The 12,462-nt window shown below is 33.8% G+C and carries 10 protein-coding genes, 1 tRNA gene and 1 pseudogene; 1 reads left to right on the plus strand and 11 read right to left on the minus strand.

Annotated features, from left to right (window positions below; all coding sequences use genetic code 11):
* The 8 genes and pseudogenes from BBH99_RS02255 to BBH99_RS02290 form a co-directional block, all read right to left on the minus strand.
* A pseudogene (locus BBH99_RS02255) lies at nucleotides 1-1,659 on the minus strand (aminopeptidase); the annotation flags it as partial.
* Nucleotides 1,660-1,713: 54 nt separating this feature from the next.
* Entirely contained in the window at nucleotides 1,714-3,093 is a 1,380-nt protein-coding gene (gene pyrF / locus BBH99_RS02260) for an orotidine-5'-phosphate decarboxylase (protein ID WP_066691387.1), read from the minus strand.
* Between the two features lie 123 nt (nucleotides 3,094-3,216).
* Nucleotides 3,217-3,558: a YkvA family protein gene (locus BBH99_RS02265; RefSeq protein ID WP_065399194.1), complete on the minus strand. Its 342-nt coding sequence runs from the start codon at nucleotides 3,556-3,558 to the stop codon at nucleotides 3,217-3,219.
* Nucleotides 3,559-3,642: 84 nt separating this feature from the next.
* Entirely contained in the window at nucleotides 3,643-4,182 is a 540-nt protein-coding gene (locus BBH99_RS02270; protein WP_066691390.1) for a TlpA family protein disulfide reductase, read from the minus strand.
* Nucleotides 4,183-4,192: 10 nt separating this feature from the next.
* The gene (locus BBH99_RS02275; RefSeq protein WP_066691393.1) at nucleotides 4,193-4,756 is read right to left on the minus strand and encodes a thioredoxin family protein; all 564 of its coding nucleotides are present in this window, start codon (nucleotides 4,754-4,756) and stop codon (nucleotides 4,193-4,195) included.
* Between the two features lie 13 nt (nucleotides 4,757-4,769).
* Nucleotides 4,770-5,840 (minus strand): chorismate synthase, encoded by a 1,071-nt coding sequence (gene aroC, locus BBH99_RS02280; protein WP_066691396.1) that lies wholly within the window; start codon nucleotides 5,838-5,840, stop codon nucleotides 4,770-4,772.
* 50 nt (nucleotides 5,841-5,890) lie between these two features.
* Nucleotides 5,891-7,462 carry an LIC_10190 family membrane protein gene (locus tag BBH99_RS02285; protein ID WP_228390724.1) on the minus strand — a complete coding sequence of 524 codons (1,572 nt, stop codon included), beginning with the start codon at nucleotides 7,460-7,462 and terminating at the stop codon, nucleotides 5,891-5,893.
* A 115-nt stretch (nucleotides 7,463-7,577) separates the two neighbouring features.
* Complete coding sequence (locus tag BBH99_RS02290; protein ID WP_066691402.1) at nucleotides 7,578-8,132, minus strand: YMGG-like glycine zipper-containing protein; 555 nt, start codon at nucleotides 8,130-8,132, stop codon at nucleotides 7,578-7,580.
* 356 nt (nucleotides 8,133-8,488) lie between these two features.
* On the opposite strand from BBH99_RS02290, the gene BBH99_RS02295 reads away from it, so the two are divergent.
* Nucleotides 8,489-8,935: a hypothetical protein gene (locus BBH99_RS02295; RefSeq protein WP_066691404.1), complete on the plus strand. Its 447-nt coding sequence runs from the start codon at nucleotides 8,489-8,491 to the stop codon at nucleotides 8,933-8,935.
* Between the two features lie 1,307 nt (nucleotides 8,936-10,242).
* Here BBH99_RS02295 and BBH99_RS02300 read toward each other — a convergent pair.
* The 3 genes from BBH99_RS02300 to BBH99_RS02310 all read right to left on the minus strand — a co-directional run.
* Nucleotides 10,243-10,560: a helix-turn-helix transcriptional regulator gene (locus tag BBH99_RS02300; protein WP_066691405.1), complete on the minus strand. Its 318-nt coding sequence runs from the start codon at nucleotides 10,558-10,560 to the stop codon at nucleotides 10,243-10,245.
* A 250-nt stretch (nucleotides 10,561-10,810) separates the two neighbouring features.
* Nucleotides 10,811-10,881: transfer RNA gene (locus BBH99_RS02305), tRNA-Cys, on the minus strand.
* A 227-nt stretch (nucleotides 10,882-11,108) separates the two neighbouring features.
* On the minus strand, nucleotides 11,109-12,462 hold a 1,354-nt coding region (locus BBH99_RS02310; protein ID WP_066691406.1), incomplete at its 5' end, for a DUF4403 family protein.

Here is a 12,462-nt window from a genome sequence, read left to right on the forward strand (position 1 = left end):
ATCTGATACAGGAAGAGAAATTTCCTTTATTTTCTCATTTTCTTCTGTTTCTATCCAATAAGATTTTTTTTCACCTTCTCTGGTTTCAGTTTCAAGTTTCACCGGAATAGAAGTCTCTGTATTTTTTGCAATTTTGATCTGTAAAGAATCGCTTTCCTTATTAATATGTTTCAGCTTAAAATTAACCCTGTTTTTCTGTTTGAAAAAACTTTCAAGATATTGGGCTGATTTTTCTTTTTCTGATAACTGTTTCAAAAAATCATCCGGAGTAATCCTATGTCCGGAATTTTTTGAAAGGTATTCTTTTACAAGGTCATTGAAAGATAGATCTCCCATTTTATCAGCAGAATAATTAAACAGGCTTCCTGTCTCAAAGCTGCTGACAGCCATATCATTGAAATTACTTAAACTGGTAAAATTTTCATCAATTTTCTGATCCAGATTTTGAAGCATGATATATTGATACGCCAGTCCGTAACGGTCCAGAAGCTTTACCTTAGAGGCATGAAATAATTTTAAAGGCTTGATCCCAAATATCTTAGATTCCGGTAAACTTCCTAAAAGGGGAGTGTCTTTGTAGAACTTTTTCAAATATTGGATTTCAAGATAAGATTTTAATCCATTTTTAAACCAATGAGCTTTTTGTTTATCTGCGATGACCTTTTCATCCAGAACTTTTTTGGTAATGATTCCGAAGTAGTCGAGATCTGTTTTTTCAGCCTCTGTAAACAGCGGAAACCTAAATTTCCAGAACGTAATATCATCATTTCCAAAGAAATCTTCCTTAGCCCTGAACTTATCTGAAATAAAAATACTTTTCGGAAGAGAACCAACTCTTTCTTTAAGGAATTTTAAATGAAGAGGTAAATAAAATTCCAGGTTTTGCTTTTCTTCGGGCTTAAGGTTATAACCAAACTTTATTTCGGTATCAGCACCGTCAATATTGGCTTTTAAAATAGGATAGGTATTGGGGGAAACTGAAAACTCAGGATCTGAATCCAGATATCCCTGAAAAGAATTCATCTGGATCTGTGGCAGATTACTTTCGATAAAGCTGTTCACAGGAATATCGAAATTGACCGTCCAGAAAGTATTGAAGCTCACTGGCTCTTCAATATCGTGGTATTTTCTTGGGGAAATATTGTCCGGATCAAAACGATCCGGAACAATAAAGAAATATTTTAAAGCAGTATTCTGACCAGAGGTGCCATATCCCGTAAATTTTTTATCGGGAAGTTGCATACGGTAGTTGAGCTGCAAAGTGACACTTTCGCCTGGTTTTAATGCCTGTTTCAGAGGAAGGAAAAGATTTTCATCCGAAACTGCATTGACAGATATTTCCTGGTTTTCTGAATCTTTGATATTAAGCTCCAGTAATTTTCCCAGTTCATGGCTCTTTGCAAAGTGCAAATCATTATTTCTGTCTTCCAGCTTTCTGTAGACTAAGGATGTTCCACGTCTGTTGTAGGCCGAAACCCAATTCAGAAGTTTTATTGTTTGCAGGTCTTTATCTGAATGGTTGTAATAAACAATCTCCTGATTCACCTCAAGGGTTTTTCTGTCAGGAGAGAGTTTGGCTCCAATGTATATACTATCTTTCTGTGCGGAAATCTGTATAACTCCACAAAACAAAATAAGGCAAATGCTGATCTTTTTCAAATATCCGTGATAAAGCTCAAATATAGCTTATTTTGTATATACTTTATAGGAATTTTAGTTCTGAATTGCTTTTTTTTCTAAAGAATTAACATAAGCATTCCATCCTTCGTTTTTATAAGTAACTGCTGCTGCTTCCGGATCTTCAGACTTATAGATTCCTCTTCCTACAATGATGAAATCTGTGTGTAAAGTTTTGAAAACGTGTTCCGGAGTATTATACTGTTGCCCTTTTCCATCGCCTGAGTCCGCAAGGTTTACTCCTGGTGTGAATAATAAAAGATCTTCAGGAATTTTATTTTGAGAAACACCGCCAATTACATTCGGGTGAGATACCGCTACTTTTAATGCTTCTTCTCGGTAGCTGGCTGTAGTTAATGTACCTTTTGAAGACATCCCAACAATCGCTACTACTCCTACATTTTTAAAGCAATCCAGGGATTCAAAACCACCAATAACCTGAGAGGTTACAAAATCTGCCCAGTCTGTAATTTTGAAAACTCCATTTGTAAATTGTAATTCCTGAGTATTTCCGATATCTGCAAATTTTCTGTCCTCCATTAATAAGAACTGGTGTCTTGCCGCAATTTCTTTTAAAGGAGTAATTGTTTTTTCGTATTCAAAATCAGAAATGATATCGATATGTGTTTTTAAAGCAATAATATGCGGACCTACTTTTTCTGCAAAGCTTAATAATTCCTGAGTGGTGGTAACATCCGCAGAAGCAATCAGGTTAGATTTTTTCGCAATAGCTGTTTCCAATAACTTTTTTGAAACAGAATGTTGGGTATTGCTTAGCTTTTGTTCATAAGAAGCTCTGGTTTCTTCTTCAAACTGAATGTGGTTACCCTGTAAGAAATCCTGGATTCTCTTCACTTCCTCATCCGTTAATTCACCTGTCTCCTGAAGAACTCCGCATACTTCCGAAATATTGAAAAGAGTGTGTACTCTGTACCCTTTACTTTCTAACAATTGTTTTCCTCCTTGTTCTCTGTCAAGTACTACTACAATGTCTGAAACTTTAAGATCTTCCTGTTCTATTTCCGGAATGGTTTCCAGCAAAGATTTTCCTGAAGTGATAACATCTTCTACCAACAGGCAGTTTTGCCCTTTCTGATAAATTCCTTCAATTAACTTCTTGGTACCGTAGCTTTTTGCTTCTTTTCTTTTAATAATTAATGGAATATAGCTTTCCAGTGACATCGCTGTAGCCATAGGAAGAGCAGCATAAGGAACTCCACATATTAAATCAAAATTATCCAATGGAAGCATTTCCAATAAATAATTAGCCAGATTTTTTAAGATTTTAGGATCTGAAGCCAAAGGTCTCAGGTCTACATAAAAGGGGCTTTCAATACCACTTTTTAAGGTAAACCTTCCAAATTTAATGATGCCTAGCTTATAGCACTCCAAAAAGAATTCTTTTTTACTTTCCATTATTTTTTATTAGATGTTGCAAATTTAAGGATTTGAAATAAGGCTTAAAAATTTATCACTCATTTGCTCACAAAAAAACCATTCTGAAATATACAGAATGGTTTTGAAAATATAAATAAACTATTATTTTACGATTTCGGCATCAATTACCTGAGTACCCTTATATTTTTGTTCAGCCTCCCAAAGTAAAAATTTGTCAACCTCTTTGATGAGTTTAGGAATGGTGAGTGATAATACTGCCAGATCATCCATCACTCCAAGTACCGGAATAGCAAACTCAGGAAGCAGGTCAATAGGAGAGATGACATATAAAATTCCTAGCAGAGGAAGAATAATGTCAATGGATTTCATAGGATAGATTCCTTTTCTCCACATTTTTACCATTCTGAAAATATCAGGGATTTTTTTTACAAAGCCCTTATGACTGATAGCTTCTTTTGCAAGATTTAATTTTGAATATTTCATTTTGTGTTTGGATTTAAACAAATTTTTCAACATTATAAATTTCACAAATCCTGTACCAACAAATTATAAAATTTAGTTAAAAAATTATTTGATAATATTATCAATGAACTGGTGCACAGTCTCTGAGTCCCAGTCTTTTGTAGCATCTTCCTTAATCAGGATTCTGCCTGTTTTATCCAGAAGGAATGTTGTAGGGAAAACTTTAGGAAGGATCTTTTCAGATAAAGGGCTTTGGGCAATATATACCGGCACTGTATAATTATTTTCCTTTAAAAATTTTCTTACGTCTTCTTCTTTATCATTCATAGCAATAAGTACAAAATCTACATGGTCTTTTCTGGAATCATATAGTTTCTGAATAGATGGCCATTCTTTTCTGCAAGGTGGGCACCAAGTTCCCCAAAAGTTAAGGAAAACAGCTTTGTTCTTAAAGTTTTTAAGATTAGTGCTAGGAGCATTAATTCCTTTAAGCTCTACGTCATAATCTTCTTCATTGATATGTACGGCATTTTCAATGGTAGCAATCGGAAAGAATTGGTTTTTCAGGAAATCCTTCACTCCCGGTATAAATAGAACAATTCCGATGATCGCAATGATTACAATATAAATGATACTTTTTTTCATATTCTATTTTTTATAACAGGTCTAGGATTTCCTGTACGGCATCCTTCCCTCTGTTTTTAGCATAATAGATCTGCAGGTCATTATAGAAAGTATCTTTCGGATACCCTTCCGGATCAGCTTTATACTTCATCAATAATTCATGACCATATTTTGGACGAGGACCCCATGAATTTTTAACATTAAAATCTTTATCCAGAATCAATACTTTAGGAATAGATTCTGTCCCGTTGGTTAAAAACTGATTAATAAGGCTTTTATCGCTGTCTCTTAAAAAAACTCTGATTTCATTATGACCTTCAAAAAATTTAAATAAAGCAGGAACAGTTGCGCTGGCATCTCCACACCAGGCTTCGGAAATGATTAAGATCTTTCCGTCGAAATTCTTAGTTGCTAATTCTTTTCTTTGATCTTCATCTGGAACATACTTTTTTATGGTTCTGTCCATTCTCTGAAGCCCAAGCTCATAATATTGTTTATATTCAATCTCCTGTTCGTTGGCAGGATTATCTAATCTTTGTTGAGCAATTTGAAGATATTCTTCAAAAGAAATTCCCTGATCCCAGTAATTTTTCATTACCAAAAAATATTTAAAAATTATTGATGTTTCTTGTTTTATTAATCAAAAATAGGTCTGCCAATACAAATGCAGCAAGGCTTTCCACTACAGGAACAGCTCTTGGTACAACGCATGGATCATGGCGTCCTTTACCTTCTACAATCACAGGATTTCCTTCTTTATCAATACTGTCCTGAGGTCTTAAAATAGTCGCTACAGGTTTGAAGGCTACACGGAAATAAATATCCATTCCATTGGAAATACCACCCTGGATTCCTCCTGATAGGTTAGATTTGGTTGAAAAATCGGTGTTGAACTGGTCATTATGTTCTTTTCCCGTCATTTTCGCACCACAGAAACCGCTTCCATATTCAAAACCTTTGCAGGCATTGATATTCAGCATCGCTTTTGCCAGTTCTGCCTGAAGCTTTGAGAAAATAGGCTCACCAATTCCTACAGGAACATTTTTAATCACGCAGGTAATGGTTCCTCCAATTGTATTTCCTTCTTTTTTAATTTCTTTGATTCTTGCAATCATTTTTTCTGCGGTTTCAGCGTCCGGGCAACGTACATCATTGCTTTCTGTTTGAGAAAAATCAAGAGCCTGATATGGCTTTTCACAGAAAATATCACCTACAGACGAAACATAGGCATTGATTTCAATCTCTGGTAAAAGTTGTTTGGCTAAAGCTCCTGCCACTACCCAGTTCATGGTTTCCCTTGCTGAAGATTTTCCACCACCACGGTGGTCCCTGAAACCAAATTTCTGGTCGTATGTAAAATCGGCATGACTTGGACGATATGCTCCAGCAATATGGTCATAATCCTTTGATTTCTGATTTTCGTTTTCAATGATAAAACCGATGGGTGTACCTGTTGTTTTTCCATCAAAGATCCCGGAAAGAAACTTTACTGTGTCACTTTCTTTTCTTTGAGTAACAATAGCAGACTGGCCGGGCTTTCTTCGGTTCAGTTCATATTGAACCTTTTCGAGATCTACCGTTAAACCTGCCGGAAAATTATTGATGATACCGCCATAAGCCACTCCGTGACTTTCTCCAAATGTTGTAAGACTAAGAAGATTACCTAATGTGTTGAACATGATACAAAATTACCTTTTTTTCTTCAGATAATAAAGTTTCAGTATTCGTTCTATTTATAAATATTTTCAATCGTATTGATAGCTGTTGCGGCCTCTTTTTTTTCTTCGGAAGTCATTGTTTTCCAGATGAATCCTTTAGAGATATTATTTTTATCAACAGGCTGAGGGAAAATTCCGGCTTTTATATCATCAAAAATAAAGCTTTCAGAGATGGCTGGAAGAGGTGTTTCAAAGTTATAAGGATAATTTTTGGAAACGTTAAATTTTAAATCTCCAATTTTAAATTTGTTGTATTGATGATATTCGTAGACGGATGGCTGATAAAGTTGTTCTTTTTTAAATCCGGACATGAAGTTCCCTAGTTGAAAACTTGGAATGTATTGTTGAATAAGGCCGGGAAAAGATAATAATGAAATAAAAAATAAACAGAGTATAGAAAAAACGACAACAGATTTTCTTTTATTCCAGTATTCATGAAAGAGAATGAAGGCGATAACGAAAAAAACATCAATAAAAAATCTGTATTGTGCGGAAAAAGTAAGTACAAATATGCTTTTTATCAGCAAAGAAATACAAATCAGAATAATCAGTTTATTTTTTTTAACCAAAGCAAACACTGAAAATATAAATAAGCTAAGGATGAAAAGAATATTAATTTTTGATTTGATCCCTTTTAGAAGGAACCAGTTTTTTATATGATCCCATGGGGAGAACTTTTGGATTTCTTCATACGAATACTGCATGTCGTAAGTTTTCATAACAGCATATTGTGAGGATGCTTTTAATATAGCGGGATTAGGTTTCCAGGTGAAGCCAAAGTCTCCAAAAGAAACGGGAAATACTGGATATCCGAATGTCCAGATATTTTTAGTAAAGAATAGCAATAAAATCCCCAGCCCGAAAAGCAGGTTTTTAAGATTGGATTTGAAAATAAAAATACTGCAGAGGAAAATCAGTATCGGCAGCCAAATCATGGTTGGTTTTATGGCGAAAACAAAAGTAGAAAACGCAAAGAGTAGACTGATATTTTTATTTTGGGTAATGACCTCATTTAAGATGATTAGAGAAAAGATAATTACTGGTAGATCCGGGCTTGGTGACTGTGAAAACAGTAATAATATTGGAAAAAAACACAGATGAATCCAGCTTTTCTTTTCCATAATATAAATAGTATAGATAATCAGCAGTATAGAATTTATTCTCAGAAATGGATCCGAAAAATTAGAAAATCCAGCCTGAAAGATATGCCAGACAGACATTTGTCCCAACGTGAGGTCCAGATTAGAAATTCCTTTAACGAGTCCATATTCTGTAAGCCACTTGATGGAGGGGACATAATATCCAAAATGATCCAGTATGTATGGATAATAAGCTCCGGTGAATGATATAACACACGAAATAAGGGCTATTAAAAAGAAATCTTTCTTTAAAAGCCGATAGAATTCCTGATACAGTCTTTCTTTAAAGAAGTAGAGTAGTCCCAGCAAAACAGTTGGGATTTCCACATAAATATTCAAAGGGGTAAAAAAAGAAACAGCGGTCCATATAAGACTTGCCCCCATAATTCCCAAAAGCATTTTTCCAGATATGCCATGAAATAAAATTCCACAGTATTTTTCCATCATTTTTCCGAGCCCTGATAAGACCGGAAGTAATAAAATAGTGGAAAACAGAATCAGTATCATAAAAAAAGATTGCCTAAAAATAAGCAATCTTTATATGTTATGGTGAAAAAAATTATCTTGGTTGTACTCTTCCGTCTTTTCTATCTTGTGATCTACCGATGGTATATCCGGTAGCTCCACCTACCACACCTCCGATTACAGCACCAAGACCTCTGTTTTTCTTAGCAATAATAGCTCCTGCGGCAGCACCACCTACAGCACCAATGATAGTACCTTTGGCTGCTTTACTCATTCCTTTTTTCTGAGTAGTCCCTTGTGATGCACTGCTTCCGTTGTCTGCATATCCGCCATTGCTTCCGCCTCCTGAATTAGAATTTGAGCTTCTGTCACGGTATACAGTTCTTGTCTCTCTTATCACTTTTGGTCTTGAATTATTTTCAGCAGTAACTTTTGCTTTTTTGACTTCAGAGATACTGTCTGCCTTTTTCTGAGCTTCATATACCAGCTTTTCTTTTTCAATAGCCAGCTTTTGTCTCTCTATTTCGAGCTGTCTTGACTGGAATTCAAGTTTTTGTTCTTCCAGTGATTTCTCAGCTGTTCTGTCATCTTTTTTGCAGGCCGTCAATAAAAAAACGGATAAAAAACCTGTTAATACTATATTTTTCATAATTCAAATTTTAATAAGCTTAAGCCTAAACGACTTTGATTTTAGTTTTATTTTCAATTATGAAGCCAAAATTTAGTTAAAGAGTGTTAAAGTTGATAGTAAAAGAATTAAATTAATTTTAAATTTTGATAAATATCATAGTATTAGGGAGAATATGAAAAAAACAGGCATAAAGTTTGAGGACAGGTTGCATCGTTTTCAAATTTGAAAATTAACCTTCTGAACGAGATTCGTAATAGTTCCCTGATTATGTTAGGGAATTTTTTATTGAAAAGATTTGTAAAATATAATTAATCCTTAGTTTTTGTTGAATTAATTTATGATGCTTATTTTTGAGGAACTAAATTACTTTCAATATGAAAAAATCAATTTTTACGGTTGCGGCTGCAGTAGGATTGCTGGCTGTTACTACTTCGTTTTCTTCTACTGATATTGTAGAAGTTCCATCTAAAGCTTGTACAGAAGTTTCTGTTAAGGAGACAAAAGCAAAAACTTATCCGGTTCGTTATGGGCTTATTTCCCTGAATGGTACAAAAATACTTTCTGGTTCAGGATATGACTTGGGAGGGTTTGTTGCCAAAAATACCGCTACAGGAGATGAATATTTCACTAGCCAATACAATTACCGTGCGCTTCCGCAATATTCTGAAGAAGATCTTCCGGAAGGAACGTATGAATTTTCAGGAATTCAGGGCCAGGGAGGCTGGGTAGGCTATGGAACAGTAATTGCTACTATATCGGATGAGAATATAGATGACGATGGATATATTACAATATATATTCCGGTTACTTGGGAAGAATAACTTTGTGAAAAACAAAATATTTATCTACATTTACCAATCCTCGAATGAGGATTTTTTAATCAATATACAGTAATTAACAGCTGTTGAATATATCAAAAAACTTCTTAAGGAAAGATATATAAGCAGTTTACATTATATTCTGTTTGGATTTTTCTGAATAGATTTTTTTCATCATTTGTGTTTTTTAGGCCTCTGAATGGAGGCCTTTTATTTTAGAGGTATTATGATTGTACTCATATGTTTTCGGAAATGTATGGACTATTTTTGAGTAAACATTTTCTATTCCATATATCCTTATGATTATAAGCTCCTCAATTGGGGAGCTTTTTATTAAAATAGAATACACGGAATTATTAGAATGAGAAATAAGTGCAAAGAAACTTTTTATGATTATGCTCATAAAATAAATACAAAGTAAAATATATTTTTGAATCAGAATTAAAAGATTAATTTTTTATTTCTGATATAAAATTTTTTTTCATCATTTGTGTTTTTTGAGGCCTCCTTCGGGAGGCTTTTTGATAAGTATTCATTACTGATCAATTCCTAATTCTTCAACAATGAGCCTGCCATCAAAAGGATGGTTTCAGATCTCAAATATGTGATCGTTTAATCTTTTAACAGGTGTTTGTATCATTTCATATTCCCTTGTTTATTCAGTCTCTGTACAATAAGATTTATTCCTTCTTCTATTTCGTTTATTTTTATATTCAATCTGATATTGCTTTTCATTGGGATAAAATCTGTTTTTTTAAATTGTTTTTATGACATAATGTTGTGTTTTTTCTGTCTTCTTGACTTTCAAACTATATTTGAAGAATTTTGTTACTGATCAATTTTTTTAATTTAATTTTTTTAAAATTATTGATTTGATAATGATAGTGGGGTCTGGGAATGGTTTGATTGTGTTTAGTGGAGTTATTATTTTTAAATATTTAAACGTCAATAGGTTTTGAGTATAAATCTTTTAACGGTATTTTCTCTGTTTATGAAGAAAATTTTAATTTTTTTTGAAAAAAAATAATTCTTGGCACGATTTTTCAATATACCAATGCAACTCATGTTTAATTTGAGTTTTCATGGTTATTAGTTTTTATCCTCGGAATTTCCGAGGATTTTTTTTGCTATATGATGATACTCATAAAGTATTGGATGCAGGTTCATTTATCTTTGGTTAAGATGAATTTTCTATCTATCATTACTTTTGCATCATTTAGCAAGCTCTTCCGGAATAGAAGAGCTTGTTTTAATTTAAAAAAGTTTTTACATTCATCCTATCATCTCGATACTGTTATTGAGCTAAAAGGCTAGTGGTTAATAATATTTTTTAGTATTTCAATTTTCTTCAGTAATGCAATATTTTCTTTTTCCAATTGGGAAATGTAGGCGTGGATGTTTTCACCGGATATTTCGTTGGAAATATGAACAGAATAGTCTGCCTCGTAAATTTCTTCTACAGGAACATTGAAGAACCGAGCAATTTTTTCCCATTCATTTTTTGTAATTTTTATATAGCCGTTTTCTTTTCTGCTATAATTAGAAACTTCTGTTGGAATAACATCCGCTACCTGTTGTTGGGAATAGCCTTTTTGCTTTCTTATGGTACGTAGTTTTGCTTTTTTCATGGGATAGGCTTTATGCAAATTTGTAGAAAAAAGGAATACATTATTTATGGATTTCCGTAAAAGACGGGAATGAGCTGAAACGACGGAGCTATTTATCTGGTATTTTATTTTTATGCAAAGTTTAGTTTTCTTTTGGATTTTAAAGAGGTAAAGATGAAAATCAATTTTATTGATTATTATTGATCCATAGGTGATTTTGTTGCCAGAATTACATAAAAAAACCTCTAAATAAAATTTAGAGGTTTTAAAGAGGTACCTAGCGGATTCGAACCGCTGTAGATGGTGTTGCAGACCACTGCCTAGCCGCTCGGCCAAAGTACCATGTCTTACCATTTTTGAGGTGTGCAAATATAGCTAAATTTCTAAACAAACCAAAGTTTTTATACAAATTCTTTCATTTTTATACTGTCAGTTTTGCTTTCACTCTGTTTTTCAGACTTATAATTTTTGCTGGTTATGACTCATTTTTTCTGAAATTTTTAAGACTTCATTTAAGGTTTAAAAATATACAGAATCAAGAAGGCTGCGTTGGGTAAGATTTTTAAATTTTAGAATCCGTTGACAATAAGTTTTAAAGTAGCATTCGTATCAATGACAGCTGTAATTCCTGTAGTGTTGAGAAGAATTTTACTTGGTTTCAGGTTAAATACTTTTCCGCTCATCTTTAATCCTTTGTAATATTCTTTGTTGAAAGCTTCTTCAATACTTTTTCTTGAGATTTCCTCAAGTTCCTGGGTTGGAATCCCGTATTCTTCTTCAATCATCTTTACAATTTTACCCTGGAATAGGAGAGAAGCTGTCTTTTGAAGAATATTCATTGTTTTTAACTTGAATTTGGTATCAGACAAAACAATTTTCCTTTTGGTTTCATCATAAACCGGAATACCTGAAATAACGGCGGTTCCTTTGATATAACCTTCTGTTTGTGCTTCAATGACAATTCTGTTATCCACACCATACACTCTGATATCTGTTACTTTTACTTTGGAATCTCTGATGTCAAACTCTTTATTCAGAAAAGTTTTTCTGGCCATATTACTTGCTTCTGTAAAAGGAATATTGGCGGTTGTTTGTAGTACAAATTTATCAGCAACAGTGGGAGAAAAATTAAAATTGGCTGCTGAAGTGACTGTTGGAGAAGCGGCAGGTTTATTTCCTGTAAATGTTTCTGAGAAAATATCAATTCCAAGGGTTGCATTGATCTGATTTCCGTAGAATTTTAAAGGGGTGATATTAACGCTTACCGGACTTACTTTCAGCCAGGTATTATATTCTTCTGAAATATTGAATGGCTGTGCAAAGGTATTCCAGGCCATAACAGCATATTGTTGGAAATTCAGCTGGGTAGCCATTTGCTGATCTATAGTTTTACAGAATTTCTCTTGTTGTTCTTTCAAACTTTTTTCAACGATTGGCGTAATAGGTATTTGTATTCTGCCATAATCAAGAACTGGTTTTGTTACCCATCTAAAGCCGTTGGGGCGGGTATTCGTGATAATTGTCCAGTTATTTTTAAAGGTAACAGTCGTATTGAAAGACATTACCGTTTCAAAAGTCGTATTCTGGTAAGAGTAAACTCCAAGTGTTCCGATTCCTTTCTCTGCCCAGATTTTTAAGGGAACTTCAATCAAAAGATTTTGGCTGGTTCCACCTACCAAGCGGATAGGTCTGGTTTTCCAGACTTTAACTTTAAACTGGTCGTTATTATTGTCTGTATAAGAATCGTCCTGGTAAATGAGATCTTTTACAGAGGCATTTACCATATTACTAAGCTCTGAAAGTGGGATGGTCACAGGCATGGTAATGCTGGATTTGATTTTTGGAAAGTTATAACTTGCCAATTGGTTATCAACACCAGCCTGACCAAAAGCATTGATGAATGCTACTAAAAATAATATTTTA

The organism is Chryseobacterium contaminans (assembly GCF_001684955.1).
Classification (GTDB): domain Bacteria; phylum Bacteroidota; class Bacteroidia; order Flavobacteriales; family Weeksellaceae; genus Chryseobacterium; species Chryseobacterium contaminans.

Excerpts from the sequence above, each read along its gene's own strand:
- BBH99_RS02265 (WP_065399194.1), bottom strand. The coding sequence starts at position 3,558 with ATGAAATATTCAAAATTAAATCTTGCAAAAGAAGCTATCAGTCATAAG.
- BBH99_RS02290 (WP_066691402.1), bottom strand. The coding sequence starts at position 8,132 with ATGAAAAATATAGTATTAACAGGTTTTTTATCCGTTTTTTTATTGACG.
- BBH99_RS02275 (WP_066691393.1), bottom strand. The coding sequence starts at position 4,756 with ATGAAAAATTACTGGGATCAGGGAATTTCTTTTGAAGAATATCTTCAA.
- BBH99_RS02295 (WP_066691404.1), top strand. The coding sequence starts at position 8,489 with ATGAAAAAATCAATTTTTACGGTTGCGGCTGCAGTAGGATTGCTGGCT.
- BBH99_RS02285 (WP_228390724.1), bottom strand. The coding sequence starts at position 7,462 with ATGGAAAAATACTGTGGAATTTTATTTCATGGCATATCTGGAAAAATG.
- BBH99_RS02270 (WP_066691390.1), bottom strand. The coding sequence starts at position 4,182 with ATGAAAAAAAGTATCATTTATATTGTAATCATTGCGATCATCGGAATT.
- BBH99_RS02300 (WP_066691405.1), bottom strand. The coding sequence starts at position 10,560 with ATGAAAAAAGCAAAACTACGTACCATAAGAAAGCAAAAAGGCTATTCC.
- pyrF (WP_066691387.1), bottom strand. The coding sequence starts at position 3,093 with ATGGAAAGTAAAAAAGAATTCTTTTTGGAGTGCTATAAGCTAGGCATC.
- aroC (WP_066691396.1), bottom strand. The coding sequence starts at position 5,840 with ATGTTCAACACATTAGGTAATCTTCTTAGTCTTACAACATTTGGAGAA.